General features: G+C 74.3%; 13 protein-coding genes and 2 pseudogenes. 11 read left to right on the top strand and 4 right to left on the bottom strand.

The genetic code is table 11. From position 1 onward, the window contains the following. Positions 1-345: 345 nt before the first annotated feature. The 7 genes and pseudogenes from SMD11_RS14265 (at position 346) to SMD11_RS14230 (ending at position 9,146) form a co-directional block, all read left to right on the top strand. Positions 346-933, top strand: coding sequence for a hypothetical protein (locus tag SMD11_RS14265; protein ID WP_199843876.1), 588 nt, complete (start codon positions 346-348; stop codon positions 931-933). 39 nt (positions 934-972) lie between these two features. Then, entirely contained in the window at positions 973-1,896 is a 924-nt protein-coding gene (mshD, locus tag SMD11_RS14260) for a mycothiol synthase (RefSeq protein ID WP_087926831.1), read from the top strand. Positions 1,897-1,981: 85 nt separating this feature from the next. Next, positions 1,982-2,371, top strand: a pseudogene (locus SMD11_RS14255) (GntR family transcriptional regulator); the annotation flags it as partial. 848 nt (positions 2,372-3,219) lie between these two features. After that, positions 3,220-4,158 carry an ABC transporter ATP-binding protein gene (locus SMD11_RS14245; RefSeq protein ID WP_087926830.1) on the top strand — a complete coding sequence of 313 codons (939 nt, stop codon included), beginning with the start codon at positions 3,220-3,222 and terminating at the stop codon, positions 4,156-4,158. After that, the gene (locus tag SMD11_RS14240; protein WP_087926829.1) at positions 4,155-5,174 is read left to right on the top strand and encodes a translation initiation factor IF-2; all 1,020 of its coding nucleotides are present in this window, start codon (positions 4,155-4,157) and stop codon (positions 5,172-5,174) included. Before SMD11_RS14245 ends, SMD11_RS14240 begins: the two co-directional genes overlap by 4 nt. 471 nt (positions 5,175-5,645) lie before the next feature. Beyond that, positions 5,646-7,913: an RNA degradosome polyphosphate kinase gene (locus tag SMD11_RS14235; protein WP_087930496.1), complete on the top strand. Its 2,268-nt coding sequence runs from the start codon at positions 5,646-5,648 to the stop codon at positions 7,911-7,913. A gap of 211 nt (positions 7,914-8,124) precedes the next feature. After that, positions 8,125-9,146, top strand: a pseudogene (locus SMD11_RS14230) (CHAD domain-containing protein). Positions 9,147-9,558: 412 nt separating this feature from the next. On the opposite strand, the gene SMD11_RS14225 reads toward SMD11_RS14230, so the two are convergent. Next, on the bottom strand, positions 9,559-9,990 hold the full coding sequence (locus SMD11_RS14225) for an NUDIX hydrolase (RefSeq protein WP_087926828.1): 432 nt from the start codon (positions 9,988-9,990) through the stop codon (positions 9,559-9,561). Positions 9,991-10,266: 276 nt separating this feature from the next. Continuing rightward, on the bottom strand, positions 10,267-11,073 hold the full coding sequence (locus tag SMD11_RS14220; protein WP_087926827.1) for an SAM-dependent methyltransferase: 807 nt from the start codon (positions 11,071-11,073) through the stop codon (positions 10,267-10,269). A gap of 199 nt (positions 11,074-11,272) precedes the next feature. Here SMD11_RS14220 and mshA point away from each other — a divergent pair, with 199 nt between their 5' ends. Both mshA and SMD11_RS14210 read left to right on the top strand, forming a co-directional pair. After that, a complete protein-coding gene (gene mshA, locus SMD11_RS14215) occupies positions 11,273-12,634 on the top strand; it encodes a D-inositol-3-phosphate glycosyltransferase (RefSeq protein ID WP_234366034.1) in 1,362 nt (453 codons plus the stop codon). Continuing rightward, positions 12,627-13,154, top strand: coding sequence for a YbjN domain-containing protein (locus tag SMD11_RS14210; protein WP_087926826.1), 528 nt, complete (start codon positions 12,627-12,629; stop codon positions 13,152-13,154). Before mshA ends, SMD11_RS14210 begins: the two co-directional genes overlap by 8 nt. Positions 13,155-13,179: 25 nt before the next feature. Here SMD11_RS14210 and SMD11_RS14205 read toward each other — a convergent pair whose 3' ends face one another. Beyond that, positions 13,180-14,475, bottom strand: coding sequence for an MDR family MFS transporter (locus SMD11_RS14205; RefSeq protein ID WP_087926825.1), 1,296 nt, complete (start codon positions 14,473-14,475; stop codon positions 13,180-13,182). Between the two features lie 164 nt (positions 14,476-14,639). Here SMD11_RS14205 and SMD11_RS14200 point away from each other — a divergent pair, with 164 nt between their 5' ends. Next, the gene (locus SMD11_RS14200) at positions 14,640-15,401 is read left to right on the top strand and encodes a phosphoglyceromutase (protein WP_087930494.1); all 762 of its coding nucleotides are present in this window, start codon (positions 14,640-14,642) and stop codon (positions 15,399-15,401) included. Between the two features lie 108 nt (positions 15,402-15,509). On the opposite strand, the gene SMD11_RS14195 is transcribed toward SMD11_RS14200, so the two are convergent. Beyond that, the gene (locus SMD11_RS14195; RefSeq protein ID WP_087926824.1) at positions 15,510-15,716 is read right to left on the bottom strand and encodes a hypothetical protein; all 207 of its coding nucleotides are present in this window, start codon (positions 15,714-15,716) and stop codon (positions 15,510-15,512) included. Positions 15,717-16,069: 353 nt separating this feature from the next. Here SMD11_RS14195 and SMD11_RS35440 point away from each other — a divergent pair, with 353 nt between their 5' ends. Then, a complete protein-coding gene (locus SMD11_RS35440) occupies positions 16,070-16,861 on the top strand; it encodes a hypothetical protein (protein WP_159395300.1) in 792 nt (263 codons plus the stop codon). Positions 16,862-16,873: the final 12 nt, after the last annotated feature.

The raw sequence follows: 16,873 nt of genomic DNA, 5'->3' as shown, positions 1-16,873 counted from the left end.
TGGCAGGTACTGCGGGTACATCGGTCGGCGGCAGCCTATGTCAACGCGCGTAGCACGGCAGGAGGGTTGAGGTGACGAATCGGTAGCGCTTGCCCTTCCGCCGGGGCCGGTCCGGGCGGTCCGGGCGGCCCCGGGTGGCTCCGCGCGCGTCCGCGGCCCCTCGTGGTCCTTCGCGGCAACGAATCGGTCACGCCGCTTGACCGGGCGGAATGCCGTGTGGCCTAGTAAGGGCGAACTCGCCCAAGGCAAGGCTTCCCTAAGTTTCCATGGGGCGTGCCGGTCCGCGGGTTCGGCCTGTGGGGGGCCGGCCTGTCAGTCCGCTCCGCACGCCCGAGGAACCGCCACGTGACCGCCCACGCAGGCCCCGCCCCCGCACCCGTACTCGGCAGACCCGCCCTGACCGCCGCCGCGGTGGCCGGCGTCTGCGCGGTGTGGGCGGCGGCCGTCTGGACCGCGGTCCACCTGACGGCCGACCCGCTCCTCCACGACGTGGCGCTCTTCGCGCACCTGGCCTCCCTGGTCGTCGGCTTCGGCGCGGTGCTCACCGTCGACTGGCTCGGGCTCCTGTGGCTGCTCGGCCGGCGCCCGCTGCCGGAGGTCCTCCGGACGGCCGACGCCGTCCACCTGCCGATCTGGCTCGGCCTCGCGGGACTTGTCGGCAGCGGCGTCCTGCTGCACCCCGACCCCGGCTCCCCGCTCACCCAGGTCAAGCTCGGCCTCGTCCTCCTGGTCGCCCTCAACGGGGTGCACGCGTGGACCCTGGGGCCCGCCCTGGCCGCGCTGTCGGGCCCGCGCGGCGCGGACGCCCCCGGTGACGCGCCCGGCGCCCCCGTGAGCCGCGCCCTGACGGCCCGCTGCGCCTCGACCGTCCTCGTCTCGCAGCTCGGCTGGTGGGGTGCCACCGTCATCGGGTTCCTGAACAGCCGACACTGACCTCGGGCCCCACCGCCCCCTGCCCGTAGGCTCGGACCCATGACTGACGTGGTGAATGGCGTGGGCGGGCAGCGGTCGATCGAGGTACTGGACGAGCTGGCGCCGGAGCTGGCGCGGGACGTGCTGGCGCTGGTGTCGGAGGCCGCGGCCGTGGACGGGCAGCCGGCCGTCTCGGAGCAGGGCCGGCTCCAGCTCGACGGGCGGCGGGCCGGGGTGCGGCACGTGCTCGTGCGGAACGCCGGGGAAGAGCTCGTCGGCTACGCGCAGCTGGAGGACAGCGACCCCGTGGAGGCGCCGGCGGGTGAGCTGGTCGTGCACCCGGGCCACCGGGGGCGCGGGCACGGGCGGGCGCTGGGCAGCGCCCTGCTGGCGGAGTCGGGCAAGCGGCTGCGGGTCTGGGCGCACGGCGGGCACCCGGCCGCCCGGCACCTCGCGCAGGTGCTCGGCCTGAGCCTCTTCCGCGAGCTGCGCCAGATGCGCCGGCCGCTGGCCGGCCTGGACCTGTCCGAGCCCGCGCTGCCCGAGGGTGTCACCGTCCGCGCCTTCCGGCCCGGCGAGGACGACGCGGCCTGGCTCGCGCTGAACGCGGCGGCCTTCGCCCACCACCCGGAGCAGGGCTCGCTCACCCAGCGTGACCTCGACGACCGTAAGGCCGCCGGGTGGTTCGACCCCAAGGGCTTCTTCCTGGCCGAGAAGGACGGCGAGATCGTCGGCTTCCACTGGACCAAGGTGCACGCCGCGGAGGGCCTCGGCGAGGTGTACGTCCTCGGGGTGCGCCCCGGCTTCCAGGGCGGCGGGCTCGGCAAGGCGCTCACCACGCTCGGGCTGCGGCACCTGGCGGCCCAGGGGCTGCCCACGGCGATGCTGTACGTCGACGCGGACAACCTCCCCGCCGTCGCCGTCTACGAGCGGCTGGGGTTCGCTGTGCACGAGACGGACCTGATGTACCGCACCGAGAGCTGACCGGTGGCCCTTACGGCCACCGTTTGACAGGGGTCGGGCGCTTCCATCACCCTTTCACTAGTCAAGTAGTGAAAGGGTGATGCGCGTGGTCGAGTTCCGCATCGACCGGCGCAGCGGTGTCGCCACCTATCTCCAGATCGTCCAGCAGGTCAAACAGGCCCTGCGGCTGGGTCTGCTGACCCCCGGCGACAAGCTGCCCACGGCCAAAGAGGTCGTCGCGGCCACGGCCATCAACCCGAATACCGTCCTCAAGGCCTACCGCGAGCTCGACCGCGAGGGCCTCGTCGAGGCGCGCCCCGGGCTCGGCACCTTCGTCCGGCGCTCACTCGCCCGGCCGCAGGCCGCCGCCGACTCGCCGCTGCGCGCGGAGATCGCCGACTGGATGAACCGCGCCCGCGCGGCCGGGCTCGACAGGGAGGACGTGGCCGCGCTGGTGGCGTCCGTACTGGAGGAGGGCTTCTCGGGACCGGGACCGGCCCTGGGGGCGGCCCCGGCTGTGCCGGAGCCGGAGCCGGCACCGGAGGGCGGGGCGGGTCAGGGGGCGGGGCCGGGGCCGTACGCCGCGCCCGGCGCCCCGAGCGCGTCCGGCGCCCGGGCCGCCGAGGCAGGCCAGGCGGGTCGGGCCGCCCGGGGTCCTCGGACCGGCCAGGGCTCGCAGGCCGGCCAGGACCCGCAGGTCCGTCAGGGCCCTCGTACCCCGGACGCCCCGGAAGTCCTGGGCACCCGGGCTGCTCGGGGCTCTCGGGCCGCCCAGGATCCGCAGGCCCGTCAGGACCCGGAGGCCCCGGGCACATCAGAGGCCCCGGACGCCCCGGAGTCCCTGGGCGCCTCGGACGCCCCGGAGTCCCTGGGCGCCTCGGACGCCCCGGAGTCCCTGGGCGCCTCGGACGCCCCGGAGTCCCTGGGCGCCTCGGACGCCCCGGAGTCCCTGGGCGCCTCGGACGCCCCGGAGTCCCTGGGCGCCTCGGACGCCCCGGAGTCCCTGGGCGCCTCGGACGCCCCGGAGTCCCTGGGCATCTCGGACGCCCCGGAGACCCTGGGCACCCGGGTTGCCGGGGGTTCTCGGGCCGCCCAGGATCCGCAGGCCCGTCGGGCCCCGGAGGCCCCGGGCGCATCGGACGCCCCGGAGACGCCGAGCGCCCCGGCTGCCCGGGTTTCTCAGGCCGCCCAGGCCCGTCAGGCCCGTCAGGCCCCAGGCACACCAGAGTCCTCGGGCACCCCGGACGCCTCGGACGCCCTGGCCACTCCGCGGACTCCGCGGACCGCGCGGACCCCGCGCGACCCGCATGACCCGCAGCACGTGGACAAGGGGACGACGACCGGATGACCGAGCTGACCTTCCACCCCGACCGCACCGCCCTGGAGGCGGTCGGCCTCGGGGTGGCGTACCGCCGTGCCACGGCCCTGCGTGACTGCTCCTTCCGGGTGCCCGCCGGCCGCGTCTGCGCGCTCGTCGGGCCCAACGGCGCCGGCAAGTCCACCCTGCTCTCCGTCGCCGCCGGGCTCCGCCGGGCCACCGCCGGCTCGCTGACCGTCTTCGGCCGCCCGCCCGGCGACCCGGCGGTCCGGCCGCACGTCGCCTTCCTCTCCCAGGAGAAGCCGCTCTACCCCAGCTTCACCATCGCCGACACCCTGCGCATGGGCCGCGAGCTCAACCCCGGCAGCTGGGACCAGGCCACCGCCGAGCGGCTCGTCGGCGACGGCGGCCTCTCCCCGCAGGCCCGCGTCGGTGACCTCTCCGGCGGCCAGCGCACCCGCGTGGCGCTCGCCCTCGCCCTCGGCAAGCGGCCCGCGCTGCTGCTGCTCGACGAGCCCATGGCCGACCTCGACCCGCTCGTGCGCCACGACATGACGGCCGTCCTCATGGCCGAGGCCGCCGAGCACGCCACGACCGTCCTCCTGGCCTCGCACGTCCTCGCCGAGCTCGAAGGTGTCTGCGACTACCTGCTGCTGATAGCCGACGGGCGGGTGCGGCTCGCGGGCGAGGTCGAGGACCTGCTCGCCGCGCACACCGTCCTCGTGGGCAGGCACGAGGCCCCCGGGCCGCCCCGCGAGTTCGCCGCCCACACGGTCGTCGAGTCGCGCGTCACGGGCCGTCAGCTCACCGCGCTCGTACGCCCGGAGGGCCCCGTCGCGGGGGAGTGGCGGGCCTCCGATCCGTCCCTGGAGGAGCTCCTCCTCGCCCACCTCCGGGCCCCCGGCGCCCCGGCGCTCCTGACCCCGAGCGCCGAACCGCGCTCCTCCTGGAAGAAGGCCGCATGACGGCGGCCACGACCTCCACGCCCCGCGCGGAGCGCTCCCCCGGCCGCCTGGCGGGCCTGCGCGGGCTCGCCTGGGTCGTCTGGCGCCAGCACCGCCTCACGTCCTGGATCGCGCTCGCCGCGTTCCTCGCGTTCTGCGCCGAACTGCTCTGGCTGCGCTCCTCGATGATGTCCTTCATCGACGCGAACGGACTGCGGGCGGCGTGCGAAAGCGCGGCGGCGTGCGAGCGAAGGGGCCCGGCCGTCGGCGCGTTCCAGCACGAGTACTACGACCTCCTGCGCCTCAACGGCCTCCTGCTCACCTGGCTGCCGCTGCTCTTCGGGATGTTCGTCGCCGGACCCGTCGTCGCGCGCGAGCTGGAGACCGGTACGTACAAGATGGCGTGGACCCAGTCCGTGTCGCCGGCGCGCTGGTTCGCGGCGAAGCTCGCGCTCCCGGTGGTGGCCGCGCTCGCCGGCGTCTCGGTGCTGTCGGCGCTCCACACCTGGACCTGGCGGTCCGTCGACTCCGCCGACTCCGGGGCGCTGCTCGTCGACTGGCGCTGGTTCGACGCCTTCGACGCGCTGGGAACCGCCCCCGTCGCCGGATCGCTGGCCGCGATCGGGCTCGGTGCCCTCGCCGGCCTGCTGGTCAAGCGCGTACTGCCGGCCATGGCCGGCACCGCCGTGGCCGGGGTCGCGCTGTACTGGCCGCTGGCCGCCGTCCGTCCGCGCCTGCTCTCCCCGGAGACCCTGCTCGGCCGCGATGTCCCCGCGCTCTCGGACGGCGACTCCTGGCGCTTCGAGCGGGGCATGGTCTCCGCCACCGGGCGGCGGCTGCCGGAACCCGACTGCGTCCTCCTGGAGAAGCTCGAAGGGGCCTGCCTCTCCCGGCACAACGCCACCGGCTGGTACGTCGACTACCACCCGGCCGCCCACTTCTGGCCGCTCCAGGGGATCCACGCGGGAATCGTGCTGGCCGCGGCGGTGGCTCTGGGCGCGGGCACGCTGTGGTGGATGCGGCGGTCGTACCCCTGACAGGCGGTCGTACCCCTGACAGGCGGTCGTACCTCTGACGGGCGGTCGTACCCCTGACCGCGGGCGGGGCGGCGGCCGCGGCGCCCGCGACAGCCCTGGGAGACCAGGGCGGAAGGCCCGTCCACGCCCGGGTGTCGCCGGACGGTGACGCTCCGGAGTGGGCTGCCGCTTCCCTGCGCGCCATGTGAGCGTTACCCGTGATTCAACCGCGGTTGCGAGTCTTGCCGAATGCAGCCCGCCGTGCCCGTCGCGCCCGAACGAAGGCCCCACACCACGCCGCGCCTCTCCGGAGAGCGCTCCGGCGCGCCCGCGGCCGCCCTCGCGCGGAACAATGAGGACATGACCCAGTCCTCCAGCGCCCCGGCAGACGGCCCGTCCCCCCGGTCGCACGGAGACGTGTCGCACGGAGACCTGTCGTACGGGAACCCGACGCACGGGAACGCGTCGCACGGGAACCCGTCGAACGGCGATCTGCCGCGGGCGGACCGGCCGCACGGCGACGGTTTCGGCAATCCGCAGCCCTCCGTCGGCTCCATCGCCGCGCACCGCCCGTACGCGGTCGCGCCGCCTTCCGCACCGGCGCTGGAGCCCGACCTCGACGCCTCGGACCTGGGCACCTACGGCGACGCGGCGTACGCGGACGAGGGCGCGGGCCCGTACGACGACGAGCCGTTGCCGCAGGGCCGGTTCCTGGACCGGGAGCGCAGCTGGCTGGCGTTCAACGAACGGGTGCTGGAGCTGGCCGAGGACCCCGCCACGCCCCTCCTCGAACGGGCGAACTTCCTCGCCATCTTCGCCAGTAACCTGGACGAGTTCTTCATGGTGCGGGTGGCCGGCCTCAAGCGCCGCATCGCCACCGGAGTCGCCACCCGCTCGGCGTCCGGCCTCCAGCCGCGCGAGGTCCTGGAGCTGATCTGGACCCGCTCCCGCGAGCTCATGGCCCGGCACGCCGCCTGCTACCAGCAGGACGTCGCGCCCGAGCTCGCCGAGCACGGCATCCACCTGATCCGCTGGGCCGAGCTGACCGAGAAGGAGCAGGAGCGGCTGCGCACGCTCTTCCGGCAGCAGATCTTCCCCGTGCTGACCCCGCTGGCCGTCGACCCCGCGCACCCCTTCCCGTACATCTCCGGGCTGTCCCTGAACCTCGCCGTGGTCGTCCGCAACCCGGTCAGCGGCCACGACCACTTCGCCCGGGTCAAGGTGCCGCCGATCCTCTCGCGGTTCCTGGAGGCGGGCGCGCGGCGGTACGTCCCGCTGGAGGACGTCATCGCCGCCCATCTCGGGGAGCTCTTCCCGGGGATGGAGGTCCTCGCGCACCACATGTTCCGGGTCACGCGCAACGAGGACCTGGAGGTCGAGGAGGACGACGCGGAGAACCTCCTCCAGGCGCTGGAGAAGGAGCTCATGCGGCGCCGCTTCGGCCCGCCCGTGCGGCTGGAGGTCGAGGAGACCATCGACCCGTACGTCCTCGACCTGCTCGTCCGCGAGCTGAAGATCTCCGACGCCGAGGTCTATCCGCTGCCCGGCCCGCTCGACCTCACCGCCCTCTTCCGCATCGCCTCCCTCGACCGCCCCGAGCTCAAGTACCCCAAGTACGTGGCGGGCACCCACCGGGACCTCGCCGAGGTCGAGTCAGCGTCCGCGCCCGACATCTTCGCCGCGCTGCGCGAGCGCGACGTCCTGCTGCACCATCCGTACGACTCCTTCTCCACCTCCGTGCAGGCGTTCCTGGAGCAGGCGGCGTCCGACCCGGACGTCCTCGCCATCAAGCAGACGCTGTACCGGACTTCGGGCGACTCGCCGATCGTGGACGCGCTCATAGACGCGGCCGAGTCCGGCAAGCAGGTGCTCGTCCTCGTCGAGATCAAGGCCCGGTTCGACGAGCAGGCCAACATCAAGTGGGCGCGGAAGCTGGAGGAGGCCGGCTGCCACGTCGTCTACGGCCTCGTCGGCCTCAAGACGCACTGCAAGCTCTCGCTGGTCGTGCGGCAGGAAGGCGAGACGCTCCGCCGCTATTCCCATGTGGGAACGGGCAATTACCACCCCAAGACGGCCCGGCTCTATGAGGACCTCGGCCTGCTCACCGCCGACCCGCAGGTCGGCGCCGACCTCTCCGATCTCTTCAACCGGCTGTCCGGCTACTCCCGCCGCGAGACCTACCGGCGGCTGCTCGTCGCCCCCAGATCACTGCGTGACGGGCTGATAGCCCGGATCGGCAACGAGGTCGCCCACCACCGCGCGGGCCGGCCCGCCTCCATCCGCATCAAGGTCAACTCGATGGTGGACGAGGCGATCGTCGACGCCCTCTACCGGGCGGCGCGGGCCGGCGTGCCGGTGGACGTGTGGGTGCGCGGCATCTGCGCGCTGCGGCCGGGCGTCGTCGGCCTGTCGGAGAACATCCGGGTGCGGAGTGTGCTCGGCCGGTTCCTGGAGCACTCACGCGTCTTCGCGTTCGGGAACGGCGGTGAGCCGGAGGTCTGGCTCGGCAGCGCCGACATGATGCACCGCAACCTCGACCGGCGGATAGAGGCGCTCGTACGGGTCACCGACCCCGCGCACCGCGCCTCGCTCAGCAGGCTGCTGGAGAGCGGGATGTCGGACACGACCGCCTCCTGGCACCTGGGCCCGGACGGCGACTGGACCCGGCACGCGACGGACGCGGACGGGCAGCCGCTGCGGAACGTACAGGAGATGCTCATCGACGCGCGGAGGCGCCGGCGTGGCTCAGCGACCCCATGACCTGCCGAGCGCGGTTACCGAGGACCACACCGCCGGGGGGCAGGACGTGACGACAACGACCAGTACGACCACCAGCACGACGACCGGTACGACGATCAGTGCGACCAGCGGGACGACCGGTACCGCCGGTGCGACGCGGAGGGCCGACCGGGGGGCGCCCGCCGCCGGACCGGCCTCGCCGGGGACGGCGGACGCGACCGCCGGGACCGTCCTGGCGGCCTATCTGCACGCCCAGGCCGCGGACTTCCTGCGCAGCCTGAGGCTGCACCGGGAGAGCGGCGCCGACGCCGAGGACGCGAGCGAGGCGGCCCGGATGCTGCGCCGTTCCGCCCGCAGGATCGCCGGGACGCTGCACGTCTACCGCCCGCTCACCGACGTCAATTGGACGGACCCGCTCCGCTCCGAGCTGCTGTGGCTGTCGGACATCCTCGGCCGCGAGTACACCCACGCGGCCCGGCTGGCCCGGCTGCGGGGGGCGCTGCACCGGCTGTCGGGGGCGGAGGGGCCGATGGGGCAGACGGGGCCCGCGGGTGCTTCGGGCGCACGGGGGAGCACGGCGGGCGGGGGAGCCTCACGGTCGGGGCGGCGCGCGCCGGGGCGCTGCTGGAGCGGCAGCTGACCCTGGCCCGTACGCGGGCGCACTCGGCCGCGCTCCAGGCGCTGGGCTCCTCGCGCTTCCACGCCGTCGCGGACGCCGCGGCCGTCCTGGCCTCCGAACTGCCGCTGGACCCGGCGGCGCACGACCTGCTCGCCCGGGAGGCGCTGCCGTGCCTCGCCGAACAGGCGCACCGGCGGCTGACGGACGCGGCGGAGGCGCTGCCGCTGTCCGTGGCCGGGCACCCGTACAACGCGGAGGCGCTCACCCACGGCCTCGCCGCCGTGCCGGGCCCCGACGCGCCGCCGGCCGAGGGGCGGCAGGACGCGCCGTGGCACCAGGTGCGCCGCTTGGTGCGGCTGCGGCGGTACGCGCAGGAGGTATTGGACGAGCACGTGGCGTCCGAGGCCGAGCCCACGCTGTCCGTGCGGCTGCTGGGGGCGGGCCAGGCCCTGGACCGGCACCGCGACGCCGCCGAGGCGGCCGCCGCCGCCGCCACCGCGGCCCGTACGCCCCGGATCGCCCCGGCCACGGCCTACGCGCTGGGCATCCTCCACGCCGACCAGCGCCACGAGGTCGAGGCGGCCCGCTACGCCTTCGGCCGGATCTGGCAGCGGCCGGCGCTGCCGTCCGCATGACCGCCACGGGTCTCGTGGCCGGCGCTGACGCGGAGCTCTTCGAGGACCATGGACCGGCCGTCGGCGTGAGGGGTGGGCCGGCTCCATGACTGTGCCGACGCGCGCCGGGCCATTCGTGCGCGCGGGCCCGCGCCCTTGGGGGGCCTGCGTGCCGCCTGTGGGTGAGGGTTCAGCCGGCGAGGTGGCAGGCGGTGGCCGCACGGTCCGCGGGGCCGCCGGTCACGTCATCCCCGGGTGGTCGTGGCGGTGCATCCGACGCGTACCCTCGCGCGCACCTGCCGCCTCGCGCCCCGGCGGTTCATGTACGTGTCCAGGGCGCCCCGGACGCGACGCGGTTTCCGCACCACTTCGCTCCCAGGCGGACGCCCCTTCCCACGACCGCCGGTCCGCCGGGCCTAGCCGCTTTCCGCCGTCAGATCTCCTCGCCGTCTTCGCCGAGTACCGAGTGCAGCGCGGAGATCAGCTTTCTGTCCCGGTCGTGCGTGAGCGTGGCATGCGCGGCGTCCGGAGCGAGCCAGACCATCCGGCTCACCTCCCGGCTGGGTACGAACTCGCCGCCCACCGCTCGCGCCGCCCAGTAGCGGACTTCTTTCGGGCGCCCCTGCGCGTCGACGTAGCGCGCCGTCGGCAAGGGCGCGCCGAGAGCGCACGTCATGCCGGTCTCCTCCCACACTTCCCGGACGGCGGCCTCGCGGGCGCCCTCACCCCGCTTGAGCTTGCCTTTCGGATGTGACCAGTCCGCCCACTTCGGCCTGAAGACCAGGGCGAGCTCGATGCCTTCACCGGTGGGGGTGCGGCGCCACAGGACGCAGCCCGCAGCCTGAACGATCGGCGGCTCTTCCATGGGTTCCATGCTGCCGGACGGGGTGCCGGGGGTGGTGGGTGCCGGGTGCCGCTGCGCGGAGCTTTGTCCCCTACCCGCCCCTTCCCGGAACCGGGGCTCCGCCCCGGACCCCGGTCCTCAAGCTCCGGACGGGCTGATTTCAGCCCGTCCGGCGCTTGAGGACACCGCGCGTCAGCGCGGCCGGGGGTCCGGGGATCTCCCCGGTTTCGGGAAGGGGCGGGGCTGGGGAAAAGGCCCGCCGCAGGCGTACCGCACCGCACCGCACCTCACCGCCAACTACCCCCGCGGCGCCAACGCCCCCCACCGCACCGTCACCTCCCCCTGACGCCACCGCCGCCCCCCGTCCACCACCGGCCAGTCCCCCTTCAGAGAACCCACCGCCCGGATCCACCGCTGCCGCGCGCTCAGCGACGCGTACGGCGCCGCCGCCGCCCACGCCCGGTCGAAGTCGCGCAGGAAGGCGTGCACCGGCTCGCCCGGCACATTGCGGTGGATGAGCGCCTTCGGCAGGCGTTCGGCCAGGTCGGAGGGGGTGACCAGGGAGCCGAGGCGGGTCGCGAAGGTGACCGTGCGCGGGCCCTCGGGGCCGAGCGCGACCCAGACGTGGCGCCGCCCGACCTCGTCGCACGTGCCCTCGACGAGCAGCCCGTCCGGCGCCAGCCGCGCGCACAGCCGGGCCCACACGGCGGCGACCTCGTCCTCGTCGTACTGGCGCAGGACGTTCGCGGCGCGGATCAGCGCCGGCCGCCGGCCCGCCGGGAGCGGCACCTCGAAACCGCCGTGGGTGAAGGAGAGCCCGTCCCGCTCGTACGGCTTCGCCGCCGCGACCCGGGCCGGTTCGATCTCCACGCCGACGACCTCCGCCGCCGGGCACACCGTGCGCAGCCGCCCCAGCAGCTCCACGGCCGTCCAGGGCGCGGCCCCGTAGCCGAGGTCGACGGCGACGGGGTCCGCGCTGGCCCGCAGCGCCGCGCCGTGCGTGTCGGCGATCCAGCGGTCCATGCGGCGCAGCCGGTTCGGGTTGGTCGTCCCGCGCGTCACCGAACCGACGGGACGGCCGGGCGGAGGGGTGCGGGGGGCCATGGCAGCACCCTAAGTGGTGCGGGCCGCGGCCCCGGCAGTCGCCGGGCGGGGCCCGGCGCGAGCGCGCCGACCGTGAGGGCTCCGGTGCGCTACGTCACTTTTTGGCAAAGCGGGAAGGGGACCCGACGCTGTCGGTGTTGGTGGGGTTGACAGGTGGTGCACGCCCCCAGGGGCCCCAGGCGGACGGAGGACTCGTACGGTGAGCCAGTACGCATCCAGGCTCGGCGCCCGCAGGGGCCGCGCGCTCGGTACGCTCGCCAACACCCCGCTCCGGCGCCTCGGCGCCGGCCGCAGGCCGCGCCGCGTGGCGATGCTGAGCGTCCACACCTCGCCCCTGCACCAGCCGGGCACGGGCGACGCGGGCGGCATGAACGTCTACATCGTCGAGCTGGCCAAGCGCCTGGCCACCATCGGCATCGAGGTCGAGATCTTCACCCGGGCCACCACCGGCGGGCTCGCGCCCTCCGTCGAGCTGGCGCCCGGCGTGCTCGTCCGCCACATCGACGCCGGACCGTACGAGGGCCTGGCCAAGGAGGAGCTGCCCGCGCAGCTCTGCGCCTTCACCCACGGGGTGATGCAGGCCTGGGCCGGCCACCGGCCCGGCCACTACGACCTCGTCCACTCCCACTACTGGCTCTCCGGCCACGTCGGCTGGCTCGCCGCCGAGCGCTGGGGCGTCCCGCTCGTCCACGCCATGCACACCATGGCCAAGGTGAAGAACGCCGCGCTCGCCGCGGGCGACGCCCCCGAGCCCGCCGCCCGGGTCATCGGCGAGACCCAGATCGTCCGCGCCGCAGACCGGCTGATCGCCAACACCGACGGCGAGGCCGAGGAGCTCGTGCACCACTACGAGGCCGACCCCGGCAAGGTCGCCGTCGTGCACCCGGGCGTCAACCTCGACCGCTTCACGCCCGCCGACGGCCGGGCCGCCGCCCGGCGGCGCCTCGGCCTGCCCGCCGACGCCCTGATCCCGCTCTTCGCCGGGCGGATACAGCCCCTCAAGGCCCCCGACATCCTGCTGCGCGCCGTCGCCGACCTCCTCGACCGGCGGCCGGAGCTGCGCCCGCGCGTCGTCGTCCCCGTCGTCGGCGGGCCCAGCGGCAGCGGCCTCGCCAAGCCCGAGGGGCTCCAGAAGCTGGCCGCCAAGCTGGGCATCGCCGATGTCGTCCGCTTCCGCCCGCCGGTCGGCCAGGACCAGCTCGCCGACTGGTACCGCGCCGCCTCCGTGCTCGTCATGCCCTCCTACAGCGAGTCCTTCGGCCTGGTCGCCGCCGAGGCGCAGGCCTGCGGCACGCCCGTGGTCGCGGCCGCGGTCGGCGGGCTGCCGGTGGCGGTGCGCGACGGCGTCAGCGGCTTCCTGGTCTCCGGCCACGACCCCGCCGACTACGGCCGGGCGCTGGGCCGCTTCGCGGACGACCCCGGCCTGGCGGGCCGGATGGGTGAGGCCGCGGCCCGGCACGCGCGCTCCTTCGGCTGGGACACCGCGGCGGCCGGCACGGCCGAGGTGTACACCGCGGCGATCAACGAGCGGCGTCGTCGCCTACGCTCGAACCATGTCTGACGCCAAATCCGTCATCGAGCAGACGTTCCACGAGGCCGGGCTCGAATGGGAGAGCCCGGCCGACGGCACGTACGTGGTGAAGCTCCCCGGCACGCGCAAGCTGTCGACGACCGTCTCCCTGATCGTCGGCAAGCACTCCCTGTCGGTCAACGCCTTCGTCGTCCGCTGCCCCGACGAGAACCACGCGGCGGTGCACCGCTGGCTCCTGGAGCGCAACACCCGGCTCTACGGCGTGGCGTACGCGACCGACCGGCTCGGCGACATCTACCTCGTCGGCCGGCTGCCGCTCGCCGCGGTGACCCCGGACGAGATCGACCGGATCCTGGGCACGGTCCTGGAGCACGCGGACGGCAGCTTCAACACGCTCCTGGAGATGGGCTTCGCGACGGCGATCCGTAAGGAGTACGCGTGGCGCACGGAGCGGGGGGAGTCGACGCGGAACCTGGACGCCTTCACCCGCCTCACGAAGCCGAGCGCGTCCGGCGGCGGGGTCGGGGACGGGGACGACGGCGCGGCCTAGGCGGCGGACTGCGGGGCGCGGTGTGTCAGCCCGCCGTGGCCGGCTGCTCCACCGCCGGGGCGGCCGGCTCGGCCGCACCGCCCGGTGAGCCGCCCGCCGGCGTCAGCCCCCGCATCAGCGCCCAGTACCCGCCCGCCGCCAGCGTCCCCACGACCGCGCACCCCGCCCACAGCGCGCCGGCCCCGAAGCGGTCGATGACCGTGCCGCCCGCGACCGGGGCGACCAGGGCCGCCACGGCCCACGCGAGGGTCGCCATGCCCTGGTAGCGGCCGCGGCCCTGGACCGGGGAGAGGCGGACGACCAGGCCCATCTGCGTGGGCGAGCTGATGATCTCCGCCAGGGTCCAGACGCAGACGGTCAGCGCGTAGACCGCCAGCGAGTCGGCGAAGGCGGTGAGGCCGAAGCCGTAGCCGCCGAGGAGCGAGGCGACGACCAGCAGCCGCCGCGGGCTCCGGTGCTCGATGAAGCGGGTCACGGGGATCTGGAGGGCGACGATCAGGACGCCGTTGACCGCGATGGCGAGGCCGTAGTCCGTCGTGGAGAAGCCGCCCTCCGTCATCGCCACCGGCAGCGCGACCTGCGACTGCATGAAGATCAGGGCGAGGAGGAAGGACAGGCCGACGACGGCCATGTAGCGCCCGTCGCGCAGCACGGTGCCCATGCTGACGGCCGGCTCGTCACTCCTGGCGCTCCGGGCACCCTTGGTCCCGCCCGCCGCGGCCCCGTCCGGCCGGGACTCGGGGACCTTCACGAAGACGAGGACCGCGCAGGCCAGCGTCATCGCGGCCTCGCCGAGGAAGCCGAGCAGATAGCTGTAGCGGGCGACGAGGCCCGCCGCGACCGAGGAGATCGCGAAGCCGAGGTTGATCGCCCAGTAGTTCAGGGCGAAGGCCCGCACCCGGTCCGCCGGGGCCACGATGTCCGCGATCATCGCCTGCACCGCGGGCCGGGAGGCGTTGCTCGCCATGCCCACCACGAAGGCGACGACCGCGATGGCCACCGGGTCGGTCATGAAGCCGAGCACGGCCACCGACACGGCGGTGGACGCCTGCGCGACGAGCATGGTGGGCCGCCGGCCCAGCCGGTCGGTCATCACGCCCCCGCCGATCGACGACACGACGCTGCCGAGGCCCAGCAGTGAGCCGACGAGCCCGGCGTACGAGGCCGAACGCCCCTGGTCGGCGGTGAGGAACATGGCCAGGAAGATGGAGACGAACGCCCCGAGCCGGTTGACCAGCGTCGAGGTCCACAGCCACCAGAACTCCCGGGGCAGCCCCGAGACGCTCTCCCGCGCCGCCCGTCTGACGCTCGCCACCGACATCCCGCAACCCCCGCTGTGTAAGTGTCACCCTTCGAGATCGCAAGTTACCCAGGCAGGTGGCGGAGGGGCCAGACATTTGCGGCTCTGCGTCAATCGGCCGTAGCCCGCCGCTATCACGGACAGCGCGCGCGGCGCCACCCTTACCGTCGATTACGCTCATGGGCATGGCCGACGCACCGTACAAGCTGATCCTCCTCCGCCACGGCGAGAGCGAGTGGAACGCGAAGAACCTGTTCACCGGTTGGGTGGACGTCAACCTCAACGAGAAGGGTGAGAAGGAGGCAGTCCGTGGCGGTGAGCTGCTCAAGGACGCCGGCCTGCTCCCCGACGTGGTCCACACGTCCCTCCAGAAGCGCGCCATCCGCACCGCGCAGCTCGCGCTGGAGTCCGCGGACCGCCACTGGATCCCCGTCCACCGCTCCTGGCGGCTGAACGAGCGCCACTACGGCGCCCTCCAGGGCAAGGACAAGGCCCAGACCCTGGCCGAGTTCGGCGAGGAGCAGTTCATGCTCTGGCGCCGTTCCTACGACACCCCGCCGCCGGCCCTTGAGGACGGCACGGAGTTCTCGCAGAGCGACGACCCGCGCTACGCCTCCATCCCGCCGGAGCTGCGCCCGAAGACCGAGTGCCTCAAGGACGTCGTCGTCCGCATGCTGCCGTACTGGTACGACGGCATCGTCCCGGACCTCCTCGCCGGCCGCACGGTCCTGGTCGCCGCGCACGGCAACAGCCTGCGCGCGCTGGTCAAGCACCTCGACGGCGTCTCCGACGCCGACATCGCGGGCCTGAACATCCCGACCGGCATCCCGCTCGCGTACGAGCTGGACGCCGACTTCAAGCCGGTCAAGCCGGGCGGCACCTACCTCGACCCGGAGGCCGCCAAGGCCGCCATCGAGGCCGTGAAGAACCAGGGCAAGAAGAAGTAGCCCGCAGAAACAGCCGGAAGTCCCGACGGGACGTTCGAGCCCCCTGTCCGCGACGCGCGCGGGCAGGGGGCTCCGCCGTGCGCGGGCCCGCGCACGGATCCCGCGGATCTACTTGCCGCCCCTGCCCTCCGTCCCCGCCATCACGAAGGCCGGCGCGACGAACAGCGCGGCTTCGGACGCGGTCGTCGTCCTCGTGATGATCAGTGACGCGCCGACCGCGAGGGCCGCCACGGCCAGCGCGGCGCGGACCGGCCAGCCCGCGGAGCCGGGCTTCCAGGGGTCGGAACCGCGGGGCTCTTGAGTAGGCTCCTGCATGGACTCTCTCTCCTTCACCTCGGGAACGGGTCCCGCGGCCCAGGGCCTGGCCGGGCGTCAGCTTGCCGGCGCCGCCCGGCTCCCTGGGCCGCTCGGCACGAGTTTCGCGCCAGGTTCCTTCGCCAGGCCAACGCCACCCTTACGCCACACTTTTCTGCCCGTGTCGGCTCCCTTTCTGACCGACCGGCGACTGTTGGCTGTTGGTACGGGGATCCGCATTTGGCCGAGGCCCGCGGCCGCCCCGGCGTCGGGCGGAACGGGTGGATCGGTCACCGAATGGAGCAAGTCGGCTACGCAGCGGATGCGCGGGCCGGGAGCCCGGGTGAGCCTCGTGAATTGAAGGAGGTACCACCATGGTTTCCATCCGCTCCGCCATATGCGGTGCTGCGACGGTCGTCGCTGTCTGTGCGGCCCCCGTCGTCCCTGCCTACGCCTTCGGCACCTCGGCCCCTGCGGCCGGTGAGGTCGGAGTCGTCCCCGAGACCGACGGCCCCGGCCATCACGACGGTCGCCACGACCACGACGGGCGTCACGACCACGACGGTCGCCACGACCACGACGGCCGTCACGACCACGACGGTCACAAGGACCACCACGACGGTCGTCACCACGATGACGACGACTGCGACGAGCACGACGGCCACAAGGGTCACCACGACGGGCGTCACGACCACGACGGTCGCCACGACCACGACGGTCGCCACGACCACGACGGACGTGACGACCACGACGGCCGCAAGGACCACGACGGGCGTCACGACCACGACGACGACTGGGACGACCACGACGGCCGTAAGGACGACCACGACGGTCGCCACGACCACGACGGGCGTCACGACCACGACGGCCGTCACGACGACCACGACGGGCGTCACGACCACGACGGTCGCCACGACGACCACGACGGTCGCCACGACCACGACGGGCGTCACGACGACCACGACGGCCGTAAGGACCACGACGGCCGCCACGACGGTCACCGCCCGCACCACCCCTCGCACGCGGGTGGCGGTGCTGCCGCGCTCGCGGCAACGGCCTCGTCGGTCCCCGACGCCCCTGTCCTGATCCTCGGCGCCACGGCGGCGGCGGGTCTGGTCGGCGGCATGGTCTGGTACCGCCGCCGCGTCAACACCGCCAAGCAGTGACGGGAAGAGAAC

The organism is Streptomyces albireticuli, from assembly GCF_002192455.1.
Classification (GTDB): domain Bacteria; phylum Actinomycetota; class Actinomycetes; order Streptomycetales; family Streptomycetaceae; genus Streptomyces; species Streptomyces albireticuli_B.
The sequence above is the reverse complement of the archived record's forward strand: the minus strand, read 5'-3'. Positions and strand labels throughout refer to the sequence as shown.